Origin of the sequence: Streptomyces sp. SPB162 (genome assembly GCF_029504575.1) — a bacterium.
Lineage (GTDB): Bacteria > Actinomycetota > Actinomycetes > Streptomycetales > Streptomycetaceae > Actinacidiphila.
Map to the genome: position 1 here is coordinate 5,981,161 of NZ_JAQFII010000001.1, position 22,526 is coordinate 6,003,686.

The 22,526-nt window shown below is 70.7% G+C and carries 17 protein-coding genes and 1 pseudogene; 12 read left to right on the forward strand and 6 right to left on the reverse strand.

Going from position 1 to position 22,526, the window contains the following annotated elements; genetic code table 11:
• The first annotated feature begins 55 nt into the window (after positions 1-55).
• From M2266_RS27055 to M2266_RS27080, 6 genes are all read left to right on the forward strand, one after another.
• Positions 56-1,798, forward strand: coding sequence for an ABC transporter substrate-binding protein (locus M2266_RS27055; protein ID WP_277440526.1), 1,743 nt, complete (start codon positions 56-58; stop codon positions 1,796-1,798).
• Between the two features lie 13 nt (positions 1,799-1,811).
• Positions 1,812-2,783, forward strand: coding sequence for an ABC transporter permease (locus M2266_RS27060; protein ID WP_277440527.1), 972 nt, complete (start codon positions 1,812-1,814; stop codon positions 2,781-2,783).
• Positions 2,780-3,766, forward strand: a complete 987-nt coding sequence (locus M2266_RS27065) for an ABC transporter permease (RefSeq protein ID WP_277440528.1) — start codon at positions 2,780-2,782, stop codon at positions 3,764-3,766. The genes M2266_RS27060 and M2266_RS27065 overlap by 4 nt, the downstream gene beginning before the upstream one ends.
• On the forward strand, positions 3,766-4,827 hold the full coding sequence (locus tag M2266_RS27070; protein ID WP_277440529.1) for an ABC transporter ATP-binding protein: 1,062 nt from the start codon (positions 3,766-3,768) through the stop codon (positions 4,825-4,827). Before M2266_RS27065 ends, M2266_RS27070 begins: the two co-directional genes overlap by 1 nt.
• Positions 4,824-5,858 (forward strand): ABC transporter ATP-binding protein, encoded by a 1,035-nt coding sequence (locus M2266_RS27075; RefSeq protein WP_277440530.1) that lies wholly within the window; start codon positions 4,824-4,826, stop codon positions 5,856-5,858. The genes M2266_RS27070 and M2266_RS27075 overlap by 4 nt, the downstream gene beginning before the upstream one ends.
• Positions 5,859-6,093: 235 nt before the next feature.
• On the forward strand, positions 6,094-9,228 hold the full coding sequence (locus M2266_RS27080; protein ID WP_277440531.1) for a BTAD domain-containing putative transcriptional regulator: 3,135 nt from the start codon (positions 6,094-6,096) through the stop codon (positions 9,226-9,228).
• Between the two features lie 88 nt (positions 9,229-9,316).
• On the opposite strand, the gene M2266_RS27085 is transcribed toward M2266_RS27080, so the two are convergent.
• Positions 9,317-10,132, reverse strand: a complete 816-nt coding sequence (locus tag M2266_RS27085; RefSeq protein ID WP_277440532.1) for an ABC transporter permease — start codon at positions 10,130-10,132, stop codon at positions 9,317-9,319.
• Between the two features lie 47 nt (positions 10,133-10,179).
• Complete coding sequence (locus tag M2266_RS27090) at positions 10,180-11,139, reverse strand: ATP-binding cassette domain-containing protein (RefSeq protein WP_277440533.1); 960 nt, start codon at positions 11,137-11,139, stop codon at positions 10,180-10,182.
• A 1,153-nt stretch (positions 11,140-12,292) separates the two neighbouring features.
• On the opposite strand from M2266_RS27090, the gene M2266_RS27095 reads away from it, so the two are divergent.
• Complete coding sequence (locus M2266_RS27095; RefSeq protein ID WP_277440534.1) at positions 12,293-13,447, forward strand: multicopper oxidase domain-containing protein; 1,155 nt, start codon at positions 12,293-12,295, stop codon at positions 13,445-13,447.
• An 88-nt stretch (positions 13,448-13,535) separates the two neighbouring features.
• Here M2266_RS27095 and M2266_RS27100 read toward each other — a convergent pair whose 3' ends face one another.
• Positions 13,536-13,775, reverse strand: coding sequence for a transposase (locus tag M2266_RS27100; RefSeq protein WP_346780961.1), 240 nt, complete (start codon positions 13,773-13,775; stop codon positions 13,536-13,538).
• Complete coding sequence (locus M2266_RS27105) at positions 13,745-14,746, reverse strand: IS256 family transposase (RefSeq protein ID WP_277440535.1); 1,002 nt, start codon at positions 14,744-14,746, stop codon at positions 13,745-13,747. Before M2266_RS27105 ends, M2266_RS27100 begins: the two co-directional genes overlap by 31 nt.
• 172 nt (positions 14,747-14,918) lie before the next feature.
• Between M2266_RS27105 and M2266_RS27110 the strand changes: the two are divergent.
• From M2266_RS27110 to M2266_RS27120, 3 genes and pseudogenes are all read left to right on the forward strand, one after another.
• A pseudogene (locus M2266_RS27110) lies at positions 14,919-15,047 on the forward strand (IS5/IS1182 family transposase); the annotation flags it as partial.
• 550 nt (positions 15,048-15,597) lie between these two features.
• Positions 15,598-16,956: a hypothetical protein gene (locus M2266_RS27115; protein WP_277440536.1), complete on the forward strand. Its 1,359-nt coding sequence runs from the start codon at positions 15,598-15,600 to the stop codon at positions 16,954-16,956.
• 162 nt (positions 16,957-17,118) lie between these two features.
• Complete coding sequence (locus M2266_RS27120) at positions 17,119-17,610, forward strand: hypothetical protein (protein ID WP_277440537.1); 492 nt, start codon at positions 17,119-17,121, stop codon at positions 17,608-17,610.
• A 13-nt stretch (positions 17,611-17,623) separates the two neighbouring features.
• On the opposite strand, the gene M2266_RS27125 is transcribed toward M2266_RS27120, so the two are convergent.
• Together M2266_RS27125 and M2266_RS27130 are read right to left on the reverse strand one after the other, a co-directional pair.
• Positions 17,624-17,971: a hypothetical protein gene (locus M2266_RS27125; RefSeq protein WP_277440538.1), complete on the reverse strand. Its 348-nt coding sequence runs from the start codon at positions 17,969-17,971 to the stop codon at positions 17,624-17,626.
• Between the two features lie 15 nt (positions 17,972-17,986).
• Positions 17,987-19,663 (reverse strand): high frequency lysogenization protein HflD, encoded by a 1,677-nt coding sequence (locus M2266_RS27130; protein WP_277440539.1) that lies wholly within the window; start codon positions 19,661-19,663, stop codon positions 17,987-17,989.
• Between the two features lie 447 nt (positions 19,664-20,110).
• Here M2266_RS27130 and M2266_RS27135 point away from each other — a divergent pair, with 447 nt between their 5' ends.
• Both M2266_RS27135 and M2266_RS27140 read left to right on the forward strand, forming a co-directional pair.
• Positions 20,111-21,802, forward strand: coding sequence for a DUF4331 domain-containing protein (locus M2266_RS27135; protein ID WP_277440540.1), 1,692 nt, complete (start codon positions 20,111-20,113; stop codon positions 21,800-21,802).
• Complete coding sequence (locus M2266_RS27140; RefSeq protein ID WP_277440541.1) at positions 21,799-22,521, forward strand: class F sortase; 723 nt, start codon at positions 21,799-21,801, stop codon at positions 22,519-22,521. Before M2266_RS27135 ends, M2266_RS27140 begins: the two co-directional genes overlap by 4 nt.
• Positions 22,522-22,526: the final 5 nt, after the last annotated feature.

The following is a 22,526-nucleotide window of genomic DNA, read 5'->3' on the forward strand; positions in this document are numbered from 1 at the left end:
TACTATGTTACGGGTCACATCTTAGAGTGCGGTCCCACGCAACGGAGTGGCTCATATGACCAAGCGCACCCAACTCGCCCTGTCCACCGCCCTTCTGGCGTCCCTCGCCCTCGGTATCGCGGGCTGTTCCGGCGACGCGAAGGCCGGACCGAGTGGGGGGAAGAACCCGGCGGCGGCCAACGACGGGCAGGTCGTCGGCGGCGTCCCGGTCAAGGGCGGCACCCTCACCGTCCTGTCCAACCAGGACTTCTCGCACCTGGATCCGGCCCGCAACTGGACGATGCCGAACATGGACATGGGGATCCGGCTGCTCTACCGGACCCTGACCACCTTCAGGAGCGAGCCCGGCAAGGCGGGCAGTGAGGTCGTCCCCGACCTGGCCACCGACCTCGGCACCCCGAGCGGGGGCGGCAAGGTGTGGACCTTCACCCTCAAGAAGGGCCTGACGTACGAGGACGGCACCCCGATCACCGCCAAGGACGTCAAGTACAACGTCGAGCGCTCGTTCTCACCCGACCTCACCGGCGGCCCCGACTACGCCGCCCAGTACCTGGCCGACACCAAGGGCTACCAGGGCCCCCTGACGGGCAAGCACCTCAGCTCCATCGAGACGCCCGACGACCTCACCATCGTCTTCAGGCTCAAGCGTCCGGTCGCCGAGTTCGCTTCCACGGTCACGCTGCCCACCTTCTCGCCCGTGCCGCAGGCCCGGGAGAAGGGCGCGCAGTACGACGCCCGGCCGTTCTCCTCCGGCCCGTACAAGATCGACAGCTATGACCGGGGCAAGAAGCTGGTCCTGGTCCGCAACACCCACTGGGACGCCGCCACCGACACCGTGCGCAAGGCGTACCCGGACCGCTTCGTCTTCGTCCAGGGGCTCAAGGGCGGCCAGGTCGACGACCGTGTCATCGCCTCCGCCGGCGGCGACGCCTCCACGATCGAGTGGGCCAACATGCGGCCCGAGAGCGCGCCCAAGGTGCTGCCCAAGGCCGACGTCAAGCGCCGGCTGATCGCCGAGTCCAACGGCTGCACCGTGATGCTGCAACTCAACACCGGCAAGGCCCCGTTCAACGACCCGAAAGTCCGCGAGGCCATGCAGTACGCGGTCGACAAGTCGTCATTGCTGACGGCGTCCGGCGGCCCCGCGCTCAACGACATCGCCACCGCCTACCTGCCCCCGGGCCTTACCGGTTCCCAGCAGGCCGACACCCTGAAGATCGCGCCGGCCGGCGATGTCGCCAGGGCGAAGGAACTGCTGAAGGCGGCCGGCAAGGACGGCGGCTTCCGCGCCACCTTCACCGTCTCCACCGGCGACAAAACCAGGGCCGAGGCGATCCAGCAGGGCCTGTCGCGGGTCGGGGTCGCGGTCACCGTCAACACCGTCGACCCGTCCGCCTACTACGAGTCGATCGGTGACATCAAGAGCGCGCCCGACATGGTGATGGCGGGCTGGTGCCCCGACTACCCGTCGGGCTCCACGTTCCTGCCCTTCGTCTTCGACGGCCGCACCATCAGGGACAAGGGCAACCAGGGCAACTACTCCCAGTTCCGCGACGACGCGGTCATGAAGCGCATGGACGAGATCGCCGCGATGTCCGACGCGGCCCAGGCCAACCAGGCCTGGATCGACCTCGACGCGCAGATCATGGCCAAGTCCCCGGCCGTCCCGCTGATGCTGGAGCGCAAGCCCCTGCTGGTCGGCACCAACATCGCGGGCGCCTTCGGCCACCCCGTGTGGTCGGGCCAGCTCGACTACGCGGCCATCGGCCTCAAGGACCCGTCCAAGAGCCAGGGCTGAGGGGCGCACGGCGATGGCCACCCTCACCGTGCCCGAACGGGTACCTCCTCCTGATGCCGCGCGGCGACCCGCACGGCGGGACACCACCGCGGCCGGGCCGTGGCGGCTCGCCTGGCGGCAGCTGCGCCGCCGGCCGGCCGGCCGCTTCGGCCTGGTGGTCGTGGCGCTGCTCGTCGTGATGGCCGCCGCGGCGCCGCTGCTCAGCGCGCTCGGCGGCTGGTCGCCCACCGAGTTCGACCAGACCGCCGTCGACCCCTACCTCGGCGGACTGCCGCTCGGAACGTTCGGCGGCATCGGCCCCGACCACTGGCTGGGCGTCGAACCCGTCACCGGCCGCGACCTGTTCGCCCGGGTCGTCAACGGCGCGCAGGTCTCCCTGCTGATCTCGCTGAGCGCCACGGCGGTGGTCGTCGTCGCGGGCACCGCCACCGGGATCGCCGCCGGCTACTTCGGCGGCCGCATCGACGCCGTGCTCAGCCGCCTGATGGACCTGACGATGTCCTTCCCGTCCCTGATCTTCATGATCGCGATGATGTCGGTGGCCCAGGACGTCAACCGGATCCTCCTGATGACCGCCGTCATCGGGGTCTTCGGCTGGCCCGGCATCGCCCGCGTCGTCCGCGGCGAGACGCTCTCGGTCAAGCACCGCGAGTACGTCGAGGCCGCCCGGGTCGGCGGTTCCGGCGCCTGGCGCATCCTGGGCCGGGAGATCCTGCCCAACGTCGCCGGGCCGATCATCGCGTACACCACCCTGCTCATCCCCGGGATGATCAGCACCGAGGCCGCCCTCAGTTACCTGGGCGTCGGCGTCCGCCCGCCCACGCCCTCCTGGGGCCAGATGATCGCCGACAGCGTCGCGTTCTACGAGACCGACCCGATGTACTTCGTCATCCCCAGCCTCTTCCTCTTCCTGGCCGTCCTCGCCTTCACCCTCCTCGGCGACGCGCTGCGCGACATCCTCGATCCCCGGGGAGGCCGCGGGTGATCGTCTACCTCGCCCGCCGGCTCGCCGGGGTCGCCGGCGTGCTCTTCGCCATCTCCGCCATCACCTTCACCATCTTCTACGTCCTGCCCTCCGACCCGGCGGCCGCCGCCTGCGGTAAGAGCTGCAGCCCCGAACGCCTCGAACTCGTCCGGCACTCCATGGGCCTGGACCAGCCGCTCTGGCGGCAGTTCGGCGACTTCCTCACCGGCATCTTCTCCGGACGCACCCTGGGGGAGGGGCCGCACGCGCTGCGCTGCGGTTTCCCGTGCTTCGGCTACAGCTACGAGAACTCCGTCCCGGTCTGGGACCTGCTGATGGACCGGCTGCCGGTCTCGGTCTCGCTCGCCGTCGGCGCGGCCGTGCTGTGGCTGCTGCTCGGCCTCGGCGCGGGCGTCACGGCCGCGCTGCGCAAGGACACCCTCGTCGACCGCACCCTGATGGTCGGTGCGGTCGCGGCGGCCTCCATGCCGGTCTACTTCACCTCGGTGATGCTGATCTACGGCGTGATCAGGATCGCCGGCCTGCTGCCGTACCCCACCTACACCGACCTCACCGCCGACCCGCTCGACTGGGCCTCCAACCTGATCCTGCCCTGGCTGGCGCTGGCCCTGCTCTACGCCGCCATGTACGCCCGGCAGAGCCGCAGTTCGATGATCGAGGCGATGGCGGAGCCGTACATCCGCACCGCTCGGGCGAAGGGCATGCCGGAGCGCACCGTCATCGTCAAGCACGGGCTGCGCTCCGGGATGACGCCCATCCTCACCCTGTTCGGGATGGACCTCGGCGGTCTGCTGGCCGGCGCCGTCATCACCGAGTCCATCTTCGGGCTGCCCGGGGTCGGACGGCTCTTCTACGACGGTCTCGTCCGCTCCGACCAGCCCGTCATCCTCGGCGTCACGCTGCTGGCGGCGTTCTTCATCGTCATCGCCAACCTGGCCGTGGACCTCCTCTACGCCTTCGTCGATCCGCGAGTGAGGTACTGATGGCCGCGCCAGGCCCGCTGCTCGAAGTCCGCGACCTCCAGGTCACCTTCCCCACCCCGGCGGGCCCGGTCCGCGCCGTCGACGGCATCGGCTTCACCGTTGAAGCGGGCCGCACGCTGGGCATCGTCGGCGAGTCGGGCTCCGGGAAGTCCGTCACGTCACTGGCCGTCATGGGCCTGCACCGAGGCGCGGCCGTGAGCGGGTCCATCGCGCTCGACGGCCGGGAGCTCACCGCGCTGCCCGACCGCGAGCTGAACCGGCTGCGCGGCCGCCGGATGGCGATGATCTTCCAGGATCCGCTGTCCAGCCTGCACCCCTACTACACGGTCGGCGAGCAGGTGGCCGAGCACTACCGGGTGCACTTCAAGGCGAGTCGCGCGGTCGGCCGGCGGCGGGCCGTCGAGATGCTCGGCGAGGTCGGCATCCCGGAGCCGGCCCGCCGGGCGGCGGACCACCCGCACCAGTTCTCCGGCGGCATGCGCCAGCGCGTCATGATCGCCATGGCGCTGGCCTGCGAACCGGACCTGCTGATCGCGGACGAGCCGACGACCGCGCTCGACGTCACCGTGCAGGCGCAGATCCTCGAACTCATCGCCCGCATCCAGGCCGACCGCGGCCTCGGCGTCGTGATGATCACCCATGACCTGGGCGTCGTCGCCCGCGTCGCCCACGAGGTGCTGGTCATGTACGGCGGCCGGGCCGCCGAACAGGCGCCGGTCGAACGCCTGTTCACCGCGCCCGCGCACCCGTACACCCGCGGCCTGCTCGACTCGCTGCCCCGGCTCGACGACACCGACGACGCGCCGCTGCGCGCCATCCCGGGCAGCCCGCCCTCGCTGCTCGCGCCACCGCCCGGCTGCCCGTACCTGCCGCGCTGCCCGCGGGCGGCGGCCGGGAGCGCCGCGGAACGGGACCGGTGCGCCGCGGAGCGTCCGGCCTTCGGCCCCGGGGATCCGGCGACCGACGGGCAGCGGGTGGCCTGCCACTTCCCCCTGGACGCGGTCGCCCCGTCCGGCCGGACGTCCGCCCCGCCCGTTCCCGCCGCGGAAGGATCACGATGAGCGCTCTGGAGACGGCCGCCACCGGTGCCCCGGCGGGCGGCGGTGCGCCGCCGCTGCTGTCCGTCCGCGACCTCGTCAAGACGTTCCCGGGCCGCCGCACCCGGAGCGGGCGCGCCGGCGCCCCCGTCCGGGCCGTGGACGGCGTCGGGTTCGACATCGCCGCGGGCGAGACGCTGGGCCTGGTGGGGGAGTCGGGGTGCGGGAAGTCCACCACCGGGCGGATGGTCGTCCGGCTGCTGGAGCCCACCTCGGGCTCCGTCACCTTCGACGGCCGGGACATCAGTCATCTGTCGGCGCGCGCCCTGCGCCCGGTAAGGCGCCATGTGCAGATGGTGTTCCAGGACCCGTTCTCGTCCCTCAACCCCCGGCAGACGGTCGCCCGCATCATCGCCGACCCGATCCTGGCGCAGGGCGGCGGAGCGGCGGACGCCCGCCGGCGCGCCGCCGAACTGATGGACCTGGTCGGCCTCATCCCCGAGCACCTGGACCGCTACCCGCACGAGTTCTCCGGGGGACAGGCGCAGCGCGTCGGGATCGCCCGGTCGCTCGCCACCCGGCCGCGGCTGATCGTCGCCGACGAGCCGGTGTCCGCCCTCGACGTCTCCATCCAGGCGCAGACCGTGAACCTGATGGAGACCCTGCAGCGTGAACTCGGCCTCGCCTACCTCTTCATCGCGCACGACCTGTCGGTCGTCAAGCGGGTCTGCGACCGCGTCGCGGTGATGTACCTCGGCCGGATCGTCGAGATCGGCCGCAAGGCCGAGGTGTACGGGGCTCCCGCCCACCCCTACACGCGGGCCCTGTTGTCCGCCGTGCCGCTGCCCGACCCGGCGGTGGAGCGGGCCCGTGAACGGATCGTGCTGCTCGGCGATCCTCCCAGCCCGGCGCATCCGCCGGCGGGCTGCACCTTCCACCCGCGCTGCCACAAGGCCCGGGATATCTGCCGCACCGAAGCACCCCTGCTGCGGATCGCGGGACCGGGGCAGCGTCAGGCCGCCTGCCACTTCCCGGAGCCCGCACCCGCCGGCTGACACGACGACCGAGGCCGCCCCGGACCCGCGAGCACGGGGCCGGGGCGGCCTCGGGTCCGGCACCCGCGGGGGAGCGGACGGTCGCGGCGGCGCCGCGCGCGTTCATCGCCGGGTTTCCGAGAAATCCCGAGCGGAAAGGACCGCCCTTTACCCAGGGCGTCGGGTGCGTGATGCTGACCGGCGTCGGAGAATGATCGACACGGCAGGGCCGGTCGGTGCAGAGGGGGAGGCCGCGGTGGTCCGCGTAGTGCTGCTGGGACCGGTTCAGGTGTACGGCGATGACGGGACACCGGTCGAGGTGGGCGGCGTTCGGCTGCGCATGCTCCTCGCCAGGCTCGCCCTTGAAGAGGGCCGGACGGTCTTCGCCGACTCGCTCGTCGACGGCCTGTGGGGTGAGGAGCCGCCCGCCGAGGCGGCCAACGCGCTGCAGGCGCTGGTGTCCCGGCTGCGCAGGGCGTTGCGCGGGTCCGCCGCGCTGGAGTCCGCATCCGGCGGCTACCGGCTCGCGGTGCAGCCCGAGGAGGTGGACGTCCACCACTTCGAGGAGCTGGCCGCCCGGGGCAGGCGGGCGCTGGCGGCCGGCCGGCCCGACGAGGCGGCCGCGCTGCTGCGAACGGCGCTCGGGCTGTGGCGGGGGGCGGCGCTCGCCGACGTCCTGGACGCCCCGTTCGCCGGGCCCGTCGCGACCCGGCTCGACGCTCTGCGGATCGCGGCGACCGAGGACCGCTGCGACGCCGAGCTGCGGCTCGGGCGGTTCGGAGAGGTGCTGGCCGACCTCGAAGCGGCCGGTGCCGAGCGGCCGTTGAGCGAGCGGGTCGCCGGGCTGCGGATGCGGGCGCTGTCCGCGGCCGGACGGCAGTCCGACGCGCTCGCGGTGTACGAGGCGATACGCGGGCGGCTCGGCGACGAACTCGGTGTCGATCCGACGGCCGAACTGCGCGAGATCCATCTGGAGCTGCTGCGGGGCGAGCTGGCGTCGCCCGCCGAGCGGGCCGAGGCCGCCCCGAGCCGCCTTCCGGCCCGGCTGACGAGCTTCGTCGGACGCGACGGCGAACTGGAAGGACTCGCGGGCCAGTTGGAACGCGGCCGGCTCGTCACCATCGTCGGCCCCGGTGGGGCGGGCAAGACCCGGCTCTCCCTCGAAGCGGCCACCCGGGACCGCGCGCACGCGCGCGGCCGGGTCTGGTTCGTGCCGCTCGCCGGTGTGAGCGCGCCGGACCAGCTGGCCGACGCGGTACTCGGCGCCCTCAGTTCCACCGACGGCGGCCTCTACGACGCCGGCCAGGGGCAGCGGGCCACCCCGGTCGAGCGTATGGCCGGACTCCTCGGCAGTGGCGACGCCCTGCTCCTGCTCGACAACTGCGAGCACCTCGTCGAGGCGGCCGCCGAACTCACCGCCGAATTGCTCGACCAGCTGCCGGAACTGCGGATCCTCGCCACCAGCCGGGAGGCCCTCGCCATCACCGGCGAGTCCCTGTGCCATCTCGGCCCCCTCGACATACCGATGGGAGCGCCGGAGCCCGCCGAGGCCGCGCAGTCGCCCGCCGTCCGCCTCTTCGTCGACCGGGCCGCCGGAGTGCGGCCGGACTTCACGCTCGACGACTCGACCCTCGACGCCGTGGTCGAGATCTGCCGGCGGCTCGACGGGATGCCGCTCGCCCTCGAGCTGGCCGCGGCGAAGCTCCGTTCGATGAACGTCGAGCAGATCGCGCGCCGCCTCGACGACCGCTTCCGCCTGCTCGCCTCGGGCAGCCGCACCGCCCTGCCCCGCCAGCGCACCCTGCTCGCGCTCGTCGAGTGGAGCTGGGACCTGCTCGACGAACCCGAGCGGATCCTCGCCCGCAGACTGTCGGTGTTCCCGGGCGGCGCGACCGTCCCCGCGCTGGAAGCGGTCTGCGCGGACCCGGCGCTCCCAGCCGCCGACGTCCCGTACGTCCTGGACGCACTGGTCGAGAAGTCGCTGGTCCACACCGGCGAAGGGGTGGGCGAGCCGCGCTACCGGATGCTGGAGACGGTCCGCGCGTACGCGGCGCGGCAGCTCGCCGACGCCGAACCCGGAGACGCCGTCACCCGGCGCTTCGCCGTGTACTTCCTGGCCCTCGCGGAAGAACACGAGCCCCGCCTGCGGACCCGCGAGCAGCTGCGCGCGATCGAGGTCTTCGACGCCGAGCACGACAACCTCGTCCTCGCGCTGCGCTCGCTCGCCGACGCCCGGGACAGGGACCAGGCCGCGCGTTTCGCCGGGGCGATGTTCTGGTACTGGGGGATCCGGGGGATGAGCACCCGGCTCGACACGTACCTGGCGGAGGCCGCCGATCCGGACCCCGTACGAGCGGTGGGCGGCGAACGTCCCCCCACGGACGGCGAATCGGCGACGGCGCGTGAGTTCCACCCGGCTCTCCTGCTCCTGCGGATGTCCCGGGTCTCCTTCCCGCGCGCGTCGGGACCGGACGGAACCGCGGACCAGGACCCCTTCCTGTCGCCCGACCCCTGGGTCCGGGCCGGCGCCCACCTGGCCCGGGACTTCGCCCTCACGGAACAGGGGGACCTGGTCACCGGCGCCGCCTCCCGGATCGAGGCCCTGCGCGGCTTCGAGGAGGTGGGCGACCGGTGGGGGCTGGTGATGAGCCTGTTCCCGATCGGCCGCGATCACTCCCTGCGAGGCGAGTACCCGCAGGCCATCGCCACATTCGAGCGGACGGTGGCCCTCAGCTCCGAACTCGGCACCGAGGACTACCTCTACCTCAGCAAGGCCAGACTCGCCCGCGAACGCCGGCGCAGCGGCGACCTGGAAGGCGCCTTCCGCGATCTGCACGCCGCACACCGGCAGGCCCGCGAGCGCGGACAGCTCCGACTGGAGGCCAACATCCTCGTGGGTCTGGCGAATGTGCACCGCCGGGCCGGTGATCTGGCGCGGTCCGACGCGACGCTCGACCGGCTCGAAGCGCTGAGCGCCCGGCGGCCGTCCCTGCGGGGGCTGGCCCGCGACCTGATCGTCAGCACCCGCGTCGAGAACCGTCTCGCCGAGGGTGACGCCGTACGGGCCAGGGCGCTGCTGCCGGAGGCGGCCGGCGCCCTGTTCGGCCAGGGCGCGGGCGCCGCGCTCGCCTGGGTGGCGGAACTGCTGGGCGGGCTGCGGACACTCGAAGGGGCTCCGGAAGAGGGTGCCAGGTCGCTCGGCATGAGCCAGGTGATGCGCGGCGCCTTCGACCGGGGCGAGCCGGAGTGGCGCGAGCTGATCGACCGCATCGTGGCGACGCTGGGCGAGGCCCGCTTCGAGAAGGCGTACGAGGAGGGGGCCGCGTACTCCCGCGAGGACGCGCTGCGCTGGCTGGAGTCGGAGACCCTGCGGGCGGTGCCGCGGAGCTGACGGCCCCGCCTGGTCATGCGGACGACCGGGCGGGGTCCGCGCACCCCCGTGGTGCGGACTCCGCCCGGCCGGGCTCGTCACCGGAGGATCATCCGGCGTTCTTGCGGTAGGCCCGCATGGCCAGCGGGAAGAAGACCACGATCACACCGGCCATCCAGGCGAGGCTGCCGAGCAGCGAGTGGGCGACCGGGCCGCCGTTGAGCAGGCCGCGGACCGCGTCGGCCACCAGCGAGACGGGGTTGACGTCGGACCAGGCCTGGAGCCAGCCCGCCATCTTGTTGTCGGAGACGAAGACGTTGCTGGCGAAGGTGAGCGGCAGGATGAGGATGGTCATCAGCCCCTGCACGGAGGTGGGGTTCTTGATCAGCATGCCGAGGAAGACCGAGATCCACGAGAAGCTCAGAGCGAAGCCGATGAGCAGGCCGAACGCGGCGAGCGAGGCGACCGGGTTGTTCTCGACGCGGTATCCCATGACCAGGGCGAGGACGACCAGGGTGCCCAGGCAGGCGACATAGCGGACGATGTCGGCGAGGACGGCGCCGATCAGAGGACTGGAGCGGGCGATCGGCATGCTGCGGAACCGGTCGAAGATCCCCGTGCCGGCGTCCGCGCTGAGCGAGGCGCCCACACCGATGCTGGCCTGGAAGACGGCCATGACCATGACGCCCGGGGTGACGTGCTGCAGATAGCCGTGGGTGTCGCCGCCGGACATGGCGTCCCCGAACAGGTAGATGAACATCAGCAGGCTGATGATCGGCGTGAGGATCACGTCGACCAGCTGCATCGGGGACTTCATGAACTTGGTGACGCCGCGGCCGGCGAGGGCGAGGCTGTGCTGGGCGGTCTGCGCGAGGCCGATACGGCCGGCGAGTTCGGCGGGGGCGCTGAGGGGCTGGGTGCTCATGACGGGGTCCTCTCGGGACGGTGCGCGCGGAACGGGGGAGTCGGGGCTCAGACGGCGACGGGCTGTTCTTCGGCGACGGCGGGCGTGTGTCCGGTCAGGGCGAGGAAGACCTCGTCGAGGCTGGGGAGCCGCAGGCCGAGCTCGTCGACGGTGATGCCGGCGCCGTCCAGACGGCGGGCGACCGCCGCGACGAGCAGCGGGTCGTCCGCCGGTACGGTCAGCACCCCGGAGTCCTGCGCGGGGGAGTGGCCGGACAACTCGGCGAGCAGTTGTGCCACCAGCGGCACATCGGCGGCCATGGCGGGCCGGACCTGGAGGATCTGGCCGCCGACGCGGCGCTTGAGCTCGCCCGGCCGGCCCTCGGCGACCTTGCGGCCCTTGTCGAAGACGGTGATGGAGTCGGCGAGCTGATCGGCCTCTTCGAGGTACTGCGTGGTCAGCAGCGCCGTGGACCCGTCCGCGACCAACCCCCTGATGACGTTCCAGACCTCCTGCCGGGCGTGCGGGTCCAGCCCGGTGGTGGGTTCGTCCAGGAAGAGCACCTGCGGCCGGCCGACCAGGGAGGCCGCCAGATCCAGGCGCCGCCGCATACCGCCGGAGAAGGTGGCGATCGGCTTGCGGGCGGCTTCGGAGAGGGAGAAGTTCTCCAGCAGCTCGGCGGCCCGCACCCTCGCGTCGCGCCGGGACAGTCCGAGCAGCCGCCCGATGAGCACCAGGTTCTCGGTGCCGGACAGGGTCTCGTCCACGGAGGCGAACTGGCCGGTGAGCCCGATCAACTGCCGGACCCTGACCGGGTCCTTCACGATGTCGTGGCCGCCGATGGTGGCGTGCCCGGCGTCGGGGCGCAGCAGCGTGGCCAGGATGCGCACGGTGGTGGTCTTGCCGGCGCCGTTGGGACCCAGGACGCCGACGACCCTGCCGGCCGGCACCTCCAGGTCGACGCCGTCCAGGGCGGTGAAGTCGCCGTACTTCTTGACCAGACCCTCGGCCCGGATCGCGTACCCCATGGTCAACCACTCCTCGTCAGGTCCTCGTTCTCGATGACCATGACGATGCCGAGCCGTGCTGACAGCCCGCGGACAGTCCGCTGACGACGGCCGCCGGCAGCTGTCAGGCGGTGTCAGGGGGTGTCAGGGGGTTTCGCGAACCAACGCGAACAGGCCCGGCACCCGCTCGGGCAGGAGCGTGTACCGGGCCTGAGGGCCTGCCGTTCGGTCAGATGTCGCGGAACGGACCAGGCGGCCTTGTGACCTGCTGGGATAGACGGCCGCAGGGTGTTGACCAGCGAATATGGTCTTTTGACTATTTCACGGTCATGCCTGTTGATGCGGCCGGAAGTCCCAGAAAAGTCCCAGGGAACTCCCTCCTCTGACAGGCGCCCCTTCGTCTCTGCCCAGGGTGAGGCGTCGCGTGCGGGCCGAATCCTGGGTAGCGACCGGCCACGGGGGGTGATGGCCGGTAGGCCGGCTGCGCCGATCCGTGCGCTGCGGCGACATGCGTGGCCATGGCGAGGAGGTCCGGGACTCCGAATGCCTCGGATGCGAAACAGCCGGGCTAGGCCAGTACACCAACTCGCAGCGGACTCATGTGGCCCCTCCGGCATTGTTGAGCGGGTGGCGATCTCACCCGGATTTGTAGCGATGCCGCCGCTTCCCCGGCGGGCTTTCGGGGCCCGGTGTCCGCGCGGCAGCCATGCGCGGCATCGGAAGCCAGGACGGGGCCTTCCGGTGGCGCCATACGCCTGCTGCGGGGACGAGGCTTTTGGTACACTTTGGCCGCGCTGTGCTGACTCCCGTGCTGTCCGTGCTGACTAAAGTCCCCTGTCAGCACCCCTGGTCACCTCTCCCATGCTGGTTTGGTGCTGACTACGGAGCGTTGAGACCGTGATTCCGGTCAGACTGCCGCCGGCGCATCTCCTGGACAGCGACCTTGCGGCAGGCGTCCCGTCGGCCGATTTGGCTGTGTGTGCCGGGACCGGCGGGGGAAGCCTGGGCCGAGCGAGTGAGGCTGCTGCGCGATTTGCCCGATCTGCATATTTTTCGGGTAGGGATGCTGCTCCGTGGCCTGGTCGGCCGCGGTGAAGCGCACCGCCTTCAGGAGGTACCCCAGTGATAGCCGCACACCGCGCCGTGTCCCGCCCCGCCCGCAGCAAGGGCTGTCATGCCGCCTGACGCGGCGGCGGCCGCCGGAGGCAGCGGGCGCAGGGCTGTGCTCCGTACCCTGCTCGGGGGTGGTGCCACCGCTGTTCTGGCCGCGCAACAAGTCTCCGCCCGTGCCGCGACGCGCGAGGCCAGCGCCCCTCGATCGCGTTCGGAATTGCCGGAGACGAGAACTGGGGGCGAGCCGGCCGGCCGTGTGCGGGAGTTCTGGATCCAGGCCGACTCCTTCGAACACAACGCGGTGCCCAACGGGTATGACGGCATGATGGGACGGGAGTTCAGCCCCGACCAGACGACGTTTTGGGCGGTCGGCTTCCGCGCCTACACCCCAGACTGGGAAAGCCCTCTGAAGGCCGACACGGGCGTCGAGGGAGTCGGGGCCAATTCCGGCATTCCCGGCCCAGTGCTGCGCGCGGCGGTGGGCGACACGATCACGGTGCACTTCCGGAACAACGACGCATATTACCAATGGCCGCACAGCATTCATCCGCACGGCGTGCAGTACGACCGGGACAACGACGGAGGGTGGCTCGCCGACGATCCCGACCGGCCCGGCACCGCGATCCCGTACGGGGAGTCGTATACGTACACCTGGATCTGCCGACCGAGCTCGGTCGGCACCTGGATCTATCATGACCATTCCGTGCCGCAGAAGATCCCGGCACCGGAGGGGGCCTCCGACGAGGCGGCCGGCGATGGAATGGACGCCGATATGGTGATGGAGATCGGGGCCGAACTGGGTCTACTGGGTCTGTTGGTGGTCACTGACGAGAACACCTCCGAAGTCGACCGGGAGTTCACCCTTCTCCTTCACGACGCCTACACCGACAACGTTCCATCGCTGGCACAGGACCTCGACATGTTCAATGGCGGAGCGTTCCTCGACAACACGCCCACCTTCACGGCGCGGGTCGGTGAGCGGGTTCGGTGGCGCATCGCCGCGTTGGGCAAGGAGTTCCACGTCTTCCACATCCACGGCCATCGGTGGGAGAGCCGGCAGGGCTATCAGGGATGGGTGGATTCCCAGATCATCGGCCCCTCTACGACATTGACCGTGGAGTACACCGAAGACAACCCCGGCGACTGGATCTATCACTGCCATGTCACCGACCACATGATGGGCGGCATGGTGGGCCGTTATCTCGTTCGACCCTGACCGCTCGTAGAAGGCCGTCGACGCGGCACCCCGGGTCACGTCCGCAGGAGTGGTGTATCGACGGCCACTCGGTGATCTCGTTTTGAGGCTATGCGGTGAGTTCGGTGGACAGGGCGGGGTCTGTTTCTGACTCGATCGGGTGGAGGCGGGCCTTGGCGAGGAGTTCGCGGCCCATGTAGTGGCGGACCTCGGCCCATTCGTCGTTCTGGTCGGACGGGACCGCGCCGACGAGTCGGATGACGGCGGTGCGGTCGGGGAAGATGCCAACGATGTCGGTGCGGCGGCGGATTTCTTTGTTCAGCCGTTGTTCGACCGGATTTGCCGCCAGAGCTCACGCGGGAACGCGGCGAAGGCGAGCAGGTCGTGCTGTGCGGAGTGCAAGTGGGCTGCCGCTTTGGGGAGCTTGGTCTCCAAGGGATCCAGGACATGGATCATCTGGGCTTTCACCGCGTCGGTGTCGGGCTGTTCGAAGGCGGTCCGCAGCAACGTGGCCACCCACGGTTGGGCTGACTTCGGGACCTGGCTCAGGAGATTTCTCGCGTCGTGGGTGCGGCAGCCCTGCCAGGAGGCACCGGGCAGGAACGCGCCGATGGCGTTGACCAGGCCGGTGTGGGCGTCGGAGACGACGAGCTGGACGCCGGGCAGGCCGCGGGCGGTCAGCGAGCGAAGGAAGGCGAGCCAGCTGGCGCCGTCCTCGGCCGTGGTGATGTCGACACCGAGGATCTCGTGGTGGCCGTCGGCGTTGACGCCGACCGCGACCAGGGCGTGGACGTTGATGATGCGGCCACCCTCACGGACCTTCTGGGCGAGGGCGTCGACCCAGAGGAACGCATAGGGGTCGGCGTCCAGGGGGCGGTTGCGGAAGGCGGCGACTTGCTCGTCCAGGTGCTTGGCCATCGTGCTGGCCTGGGACTTCGACAGCTGGGTGCCGCCGGGGGACTCGGCGAGTTTCTCGACCCGGGGGGAGACGCCGAGCAGGTAGGCGGTGGCGACCACGGAGATGAGCGCCTGTTCGGCGCGGCGCCGCCGTTCGATGAGCCAGTGAGGGAAATAGCTGCCCTGGCGCAGCTTGGGGGCAGCGAATTCGACGGTGCCGGCGCGGGTGCCCCGTTCGCGTGGGCGGTCCAGCCGTTGCGGTGGTTGATGCGTTCGTCGCTGACCTGCCCATATTCGGCGTCGCCGAGGGCGTCGGGCCTCTGCGGACATGAGTGCGTCGGCGAATGTCTTGACCATCGCGCGCAGCAGATCGGGACTCGCCGCGGCGAGGGCGTGCGGGGGCAGATTGTCTGGTGCGGTCATCGTGCTGATCTCCTTCGAGACATAGACATCTCTCGAAGATCAGCCGGTGGCCGTTCTCATATCCGGACCCTCACTCTGACGCCGGGACAAACACCCGGATCAGGTGAGAACCGGCACACCACTTCTCTGGACGCCACCGCACCCCGCCCAACTGGCCGGGAGCATTGATGGTCACGGTCGCCTTGACCGTGACTACGAAGCCCTCCCGCACCGGTCCGAAGCCTCGATTCACATCGCAGCCATCAACCTCATGGCACGCCGCCTCACCGCCGAAAACACGCCCACCTGGCGGGGCGCCTGACCCTAAATAGAACGGACACCAAAGAACCAAGGTCGGGGGTCTTGGCGTTCGGTGCAGCGACGGAGCTTGCCGCAGTTGTTCATCCACGAGCTCGTTCGCTCATTGACTTAGCGCGAGCCGGACCGGAGGGGTTTTCGTGCCGCGTTGGTTATCTGGCCGATATCCCTCCAATTGGAAGTTCTGGTGGATCACGCTGTAGTCGTATCCGGCAACCAGGTTCAGCCGTGGGTGCTCGGACAACGGTCCCAGCGAAGCTTGGAGCCGTAGGCGTACGCCAGGCTGGTCGGGGATGGTGAATCCCTGCGCGGCAGGCAATGGCCGGATCTCCCCGATTGCGTTGGTGACGGTGGACCCGCCCCGCCCAACCGGGGGCGGCGAGAGAACCCGCCGATGACAGCGGCTCGCAGTGTCGGCTGTTGGTGCTTGCGAGCCGGCGTCTTTCGGCCGTATATCCAGCAGGCCGGTGTCTCAGGGTGGCGGAAGGGTTCGTGGGGTACGTGGGGTACGGATACGGCTCTCCGGGATTCTCGACTGCGAGGGGTGGGGATCGGTGATGGATGCCGAGCGGGGGCTTCTTGTTCTGATGGGTTCGGGGGAGACCAGCCCCACGATGGTGACGTTGCACCGGCAGTTGGTGGCGCATCTGGAGTCGGACGCCGGGGCAGTGATCTTGGAGACCCCGTACGGGTTCCAGGTGAACCGTGGGGACATCTCGTCCCGGGCTCAGGAGTACTTCCGGCGCAGTGTGGGGCTCGTGGCCACGGTGCTCGCTGATACGGACGCTGATCTTGCGGTAGACGCTGATCCCGACGCTCCACACGATCAAATACGCCGAGCTGCCTGGGTGTTCTGCGGTCCCGGTAGTCCCTCGTACGCGCTGCGGCGGTGGCGGGAGCAGGGATGGGGGCAGGCTCTGGCCGATCGGGTGCGGCGGGGCCGTGGGGTGACGGTGATGGCGTCTGCCGCCGCCTGCACCGTCGGACGGGCTGCGCTGCCCGTGTACGAAGTCTACAAAGCCGGGCACCCGCCGGTGTGGCTGAACGGATTGGACCTGCTCGGGGGTCTGGGCATTTCGGTTGCGGTGATACCGCACTACGACAACGCCGAGGGCGGTACGCACGACACCCGCTTCTGCTATCTCGGTGAGACCAGGCTGGCCGCTCTGGAGGGGCACCTGCCAGGGGACAGTGCCGTCCTCGGCATCGATGAGCACACCGCGGTCATCATCGATCTCGCCGCCGACAGTGCGCGGGTATGGGGCCGCGGGGTCCTGACGATCCGGCGCCGTGGGGCCGTCACGCTGATCCCCTCGGGCACGGTTGTGCCACTGGACCGCTTGCGGAGTCTTGCTGCCGGCACTGCCGTAAGCGAGGCATCCGGGCCTTGGGAGGCGGCGACCGAGCCGGTCCGGTCGGACGGGCCTTCGGGCGGTGACGGGCCGGTCACCCTCCAGGAGGCCGTCACCGCCGCGGATGGGCTCTTCGAGTCGGCGCGGGCGGCGCGTGACGCCGGTCGGATGGTGGCCGCGGTCCTGCAACTGGAGGCTGAGATCAGCTCGTGGTCCGGTGACACGGAGGAGGACGAGGGTGGGCAGGAGTGGGCACGGACGGTCCTGCGCGGAATGATCCGTCGGTTCGCCATGCCCGCGCAACAGGGCATGGTGGAGCCGGAGCTCACTCTGGGCCGGGTCATCGATCCACTGCTCGATCTGCGCGGCGCGCTGCGGGCCCAGGGAGCTTACGACCTCGCCGACCGACTGCGGGCGTCGCTTGCCGCAGGCGGTGTACGGATTCGCGACGATGCCCGGGGCAGCCGGTGGCAGCTCCTGCCGGGTGAGGAAGCCGAGGTGATCGGCACGGAGGAATCCATCGGGTCCGCGGACAACGCATCCTCGGATAGATACCCGTGACATGCAATTGCGACTTCCTGGCAATAGAGTCGGCGGTGGGCTGTTTCGTCGTCCCGGCCCCCGACGATTCTGGAGTCGACCTATGGTTGCCGGTTTGTCCCCCGCTGTAGACGGGCACCGATGATGTTCCGCATGCCCGGCCCCGTGTCGCCGCCCCCGGTCATGGTCGAAGCGCTGCTGCTGCGGTACGACGCGGTCGTCGGCTTCGCCTACCGCCGGTTGCTCACCGGGCTTGCCCGGTCCGCCGCTCCTGATCGCACGGCCCGTCGGTTGGCCGGGCTTTCCGACGACGACGACTGCCACCTCGTGCACTCCACCAGTTGGCGTGCCGATGACGAGGGGGCGATCGTTCTGACCTACGTCGTCCATCCCGATCCCGACCCTGATCGTCCCGCGCGCACTCTTGCGGATCCGCACACCATCGCTCGCAGTGGGAGGCCCGGTCATCCGGCGCCGTCCGACCTGACGGTTGACCATGTGGCATCTCATGCCGTCAGGCATCTGGCGCTCCTGGAGGGGACCGATCCGGCTGTTGCCGCCTTCCTTGCGGCCCGGCCGCAGGCGCGGCGCGCTTTGACCCGCGTCTGCGCCGCTCCCGCAGGACAGCTCCGACCGGCGGTCGACGACGAACTCGCGGCGACCGGCGGGCGGTGAGCCCGCGGGGGGGCTACCGGGTCGTGGTGTCCGTCTTGTCCGCCGGTGACAGGTGTGCGGCGCTGCCGCCGAGTTCCGTGTAGAGGCGCGTCCACAGGTGGTCGGTGTCGGTAGGTGGTTTTCCGTCGCAGTACGCCTTGGTGCCGTTCGCGGTGTAGTAGCGCATCAGTTGCAGGACGGAACGCGGGTCGGCGTGGGCGCCCGCCGTGTAGCGGTCGGCCGGTCCTCGGGTCTGGTGGATGCGGCAGGTCGGTGACGAGGTGCCGTCCTGTGCATCGAGCAAACCGCTCGCGGGCGCGCATCCGCCCGTTGCGACAACGGCCAGCAGCGCTGCGGCGGCAGGGATCCGACGGTACGTCATGGTGTCTCCCAGGTGTCAGAGAACGGTGGGCAGGCTGCGGGCGACGAGGCCGAGGCCGACGAGGAGGACCAGGGCAGCGGTCAACAGTGCGGTGTAGGGCGCGATACGGCGTAGGCCGGCGAACAGCGGACGATCGGCGACCTTGGCCGCGCGGCCTCCGAGCCGCACCAGCAGGAGGCCGACCGCGGTGAGGGTGGCGGCCATGCCGAGGCCGTAGGCCAGCACGAGGACGGCCCCGAAGACTGTCCGGCCCAGCGCGATGGCCCCGAGCAGGACGACGAGTGCGGACGGGCTGGGCACGAGGCCGCCGGCCACCCCCAGGCCGACCAGACCGCGCGTGGTGAAGGGCTGGGGGTCGGCCGCCTCCGGTCCGTGACGGTGGTGGTGTCCGAAGAACCCGTGACGGTGGGGTTTCTCACCGCCGCCGGCTGCTTCGTGCCCGTGGGCGTGGCTATGCGGGTGGCTGGCCGCGGGCCCGTGCGCATGCCGGTGCCCGTCGCCATGGGCGTGGACGCCGTCGTGCGGGTGGAGGCTCTCCGCGCCGGGCCGGGTCGCGGCCTGTGCCCCCACCAGTGCCGGGTGCGCAGGCTCCTCTGCCATCGCGTCCTCCGGTGCCTGCGTGGCTGTTGTTCGGGAGTGCCGCAGCGCGTCGGTGAGGAGGGTCGCCCCCACAGCGGCCACCAAGGCGCCGCTGACGATTCCCAGCCAGTTCAGTACGGTGTCGCCGGCCAGGGAGGAGAAGGTGGTGAGACACAGCCCGATGACCAGGACGCCCGCGGTGTGGGTGACGGTGACGGTCGCGCCGACGGTAACGGCGTCACGGGTGCTGCCGCGTCGCCCGGCGAGATAGGCGGCCATCACCGTCTTGCCGTGTCCGGGCAGGAGCGCGTGACCGGCACCGAGGACGATGGAGAGCAACACGGCGAGGATGCCGACTGGGACGGTGAGGTGGCGGGTACCGGCCAGGGACGCCAAGTGCTGGGACAGCGCCTCGACACGGCCGGTCGGACCGCCGTCGATCGCGGTGGGCGGCGCGGGGGCGCCGGCGGTGGACTTCCCCGCACCCGCGACGGCGGCGAACTCGGCCCTGGTGTCCCCGCGCGGCGCGCTGAGCAGGTCACGCGGGTAGCGGCGGAGTTCGTCGGTGGCCGACTTCTGGGGCACCGTGGAATGCTGCAGGCGGGCACCGACCGCGGTGGCGGTGATCTCGTTCCAGCCCACCCTGCCCGGGTCGGCGCCGGTGGCGACCCGGACGGTCACCGGTCGCGCGGTCAGTTCCAGCGGGGCGCTGAGGTCGCACACGAGTCGGCTGGTGCGCAGGCCGGTCTGTCCGCGAAGGTAGTCGAACGCCGATGCCTTGACCGTCCATGTCAAGCGTTCGGGGGTGGTGACCTGAAGCTGGTGCGCCGCCTGCGCGCAGCCAGCTGTTGCCCAGGCGGTCCGTTCGGCGGCGCTCTGCTGACCGTCGCCGTTGGTGTCGACCCCGGGTGCGGCCTGCAGGGTGGGGATCTCCGCGGTGTCGGTGACCACGAGTGCGTCGAGGCGATCCGGCCGCACGGTGAACCCGGTGTAGTGGTTGACCGAGAAGTTGCCGAGCGGATGGGCCTGGGCTCCGGGGGCGGCCGCCCCGAGCAGCCACAGGATGCCAACGGCTACCAGGGCCCCACGCCGCACGGGATGTCGCAATGCCATGGAAGGCCCTTCGGGAGCGGCGAGGTGGTGCGATGTCCCGTCGCGCGCGCAGGCAGCGCGCGGCACCAGGACGGCAGCCGTACCCGGCAGTCGGCCTCCTCAGGCACCGTGGGGAGCGGGCTCACCCGTGCGGCGGACCGCGGTCACGGGCGCGGCAACGCAGCAGAGCCCCTGGTCGACAGCCCGCCGCCTGCAGATGGCGGGAAGGGCCGTTCTCGCCCTGGCGGCGGGGCGGGTCCCATTCGGCTCTGCTGGATTGCGGACGCATGGGGCTCATGGTGCTTTATGTGTAGCTTAAGCCGCATTTCAGAGTCACCTGTGGACGGCTGCTGCCGATAGTTCGGCACGGCCGGCGGGGTTTTGGTGCGGCTTGGAGTGCACGCAGTTCGCCGCCGTGCCGACCCCGACCCGCGGGGCCGGTCCGGCTCCACCGGAAACGGATGGCCGATGCAGTCCTCTCCCCTCCCGCGCCGAAAGCCGGCCCGCACCGCCGAACGCGCACTGGCTACCCTCGGCACCCTCACCTTGGTGAGTGCCGCTGCCCTCGCCGGCCTCACACCGGGCGTCAGTTCCGCCTCCAGCCACCGGGAGGCGCCGCTGATCGCGGGCGACCCGAAGGCCGACAACACTGACGTCTACGCCTTCACCAGCCCGGACGACCCGGACACCGTGACGATGGTGGCGAACTGGATCCCGTTCGAGGAACCCAACGGCGGCCCGAACTTCTACCCCTTCGCCAACGACGCCCGCTACAACATCAAGATCGACAGCGACGGCGACGGCAACGCGGACACCACCTACACCTGGAAGTTCAGCGACCACATCCGTGACGACGCGAATCAGTTCCTCTACAACACCGGTGTGGTGCGGAACCTGGACGACCCGACGCTGAACTTCCGTCAGACCTACGACCTGACGGAAACCGACGCACACGGCGCCACCAAGACGCTCCTCAAGGACGCCCCCGCGGCACCTTCGAACGTCGGCAGGGCCTCGATGCCCGACTACGCCTCGCTGCGCAAACAGGCCACCGTCGCGCTGCCGGACGGCGGCCAGACCTACGCCGGCCAGGCGTCCGACCCGTTCTTCCTCGACCTGCGGGTCTTCGACCTCCTCTACGGAGGGGACCTGAAGGAGTCCGGCCACAACACCCTGGCCGGCTACAACGTCAACACCATCGCCATCAAGGTCCCCAAGAAGGACCTGGCACTGCACGGTGACGCGACCCGCAACCCGGTGATCGGCGTGTGGTCCACCACCGACCGCCAGGGCGCCACAGTCACCGAACACGCCTCCAAGGGCGGCGAAGGCAAGAACGGCAGTGGCCCGAGCGACGGCAAGGGCGCGCGAGGACCGGTCCAGGACGGCATGCCGAAGCCCGACAAGGACGGCGAGACCGGCTGGCACCAGGTCTCCCGACTGGGCAATCCACTGGTCAACGAGGTGGTCGTCCCGCTGAAGTACAAGGACGCCTTCAACACGCTCAACCCCTCCCAGGACCACACCGTGCAGCCGGTCGTGGACAAGGTCCTCGACCCGATCGTTCCCAAGCTCATCCAGGGCATCTACGGCATCCCCGCGCCCGCCACCCCGCGCAAGGACCTCGCCGAGATCTTCCTCACTGGCGTGTGCAAAACCTGCGGGCCGATCAAGGCAGACCTCAACTCGCAGCTCCTCAACGCCGACGTCGACAAGGACAAGTTCACTCCGGCCGAGGAACTGCGGCTGAACATGTCCGTGCCGGTGACCGCCAACCCGAACCGTCTCGGCGTCCTCGGCGCCGACCTGGGTGGCTTCCCCAACGGCCGGCGGCTCAACGACGACGTCGTCGACATCGAGCTGCAGGCACTCGAAGGCGCCGCACAGACCGGCAAGATCGTGCCGGCCCTCGCCGCGGGTGACGCCGTCGACACCCCCTACCGCCAGCCCGGTGCGACCTTCCCCTACGTCGCACTGCCCAACACCGCAGCGGTCAACCAGGCCGACTCCCTGCAGCCCGACGGCGGGATCGGTGCGGGCTTCGGCGGCACCGCCTTCCAGGGCATCCCGATCCTGCCGGTGTCCGCCGCGGCCGGCGGCATGCTGCTGGCCTGCGCCGGTGGCCTGGCAGTGCGCCGGCGGCGCACCGACCGGGCGTGAGCACTCCCACCGTTGCCGGCCGCCCGCCCCCCGCACCGGGGGGCGGGCGGCCCACCCGCATCCGCCGGCTGCTCGGCGCGACCGCCGTCGCCGCCGGCATGGCACTGGCCGCAGGCGGCAGCACCGCGCTGCTGACCACTTCCCTACACCGTCCCGTGCCGGTCAACGTCGGCACCTTGCCGACACCGCAGACGGCCACCGCAACCCTGCCCGCGCCGGCCACTCCAGCGGCCCGCCCGGTACGGATCAGCATCCCGGGCATCGGTGTCCACCACTCCCTGACCGGCCTGCGGGTCCAGCAGGACGGCCACCTGGCCGTACCGGACGACCCCGACCAGGTGGGCTGGTGGAGCGACGGACCGGTCCCCGGCGACCCCGGCGCCGCCGTCATCGTCGGCCACGTCGACTCCGCCACCGGCCCGGCCGCGTTCTACGGCCTGTCCTCACTACGGCCGGGCGACCCCGTTACCGTCGAACGCGCCGACCACTCCCAGGTCCGTTTCACCGTCCGGGCGCTACGCGAGTATCCCAAGGACGCGATACCCGACGGCCAGGTCTACGCAACCAGCGGCCCGCCGGCTCTGCGGCTGATCACCTGTGGCGGCGACTACGACAGTCAGCTGGGCAGCTACCGCGACAATCTCGTCGTCTATGCCACCCAGAGCACCACCGGGCCGGTTCACTCAACGATTCCCGCCCCTCCCCACCCGCAGCAGTGAACCGG

Bases quoted from the DNA above. Each gene is read 5' to 3' on its own strand.
- M2266_RS27055 (WP_277440526.1), top strand. From the start codon at position 56: ATGACCAAGCGCACCCAACTCGCCCTGTCCACCGCCCTTCTGGCGTCC.
- M2266_RS27060 (WP_277440527.1), top strand. From the start codon at position 1,812: ATGGCCACCCTCACCGTGCCCGAACGGGTACCTCCTCCTGATGCCGCG.
- M2266_RS27070 (WP_277440529.1), top strand. From the start codon at position 3,766: ATGGCCGCGCCAGGCCCGCTGCTCGAAGTCCGCGACCTCCAGGTCACC.
- M2266_RS27075 (WP_277440530.1), top strand. From the start codon at position 4,824: ATGAGCGCTCTGGAGACGGCCGCCACCGGTGCCCCGGCGGGCGGCGGT.
- M2266_RS27085 (WP_277440532.1), bottom strand. From the start codon at position 10,132: ATGAGCACCCAGCCCCTCAGCGCCCCCGCCGAACTCGCCGGCCGTATC.
- M2266_RS27090 (WP_277440533.1), bottom strand. From the start codon at position 11,139: ATGGGGTACGCGATCCGGGCCGAGGGTCTGGTCAAGAAGTACGGCGAC.
- M2266_RS27095 (WP_277440534.1), top strand. From the start codon at position 12,293: ATGCCGCCTGACGCGGCGGCGGCCGCCGGAGGCAGCGGGCGCAGGGCT.
- M2266_RS27105 (WP_277440535.1), bottom strand. From the start codon at position 14,746: ATGACCGCACCAGACAATCTGCCCCCGCACGCCCTCGCCGCGGCGAGT.
- M2266_RS27120 (WP_277440537.1), top strand. From the start codon at position 17,119: ATGGTCGAAGCGCTGCTGCTGCGGTACGACGCGGTCGTCGGCTTCGCC.
- M2266_RS27125 (WP_277440538.1), bottom strand. From the start codon at position 17,971: ATGACGTACCGTCGGATCCCTGCCGCCGCAGCGCTGCTGGCCGTTGTC.
- M2266_RS27130 (WP_277440539.1), bottom strand. From the start codon at position 19,663: ATGGCATTGCGACATCCCGTGCGGCGTGGGGCCCTGGTAGCCGTTGGC.
- M2266_RS27135 (WP_277440540.1), top strand. From the start codon at position 20,111: ATGCAGTCCTCTCCCCTCCCGCGCCGAAAGCCGGCCCGCACCGCCGAA.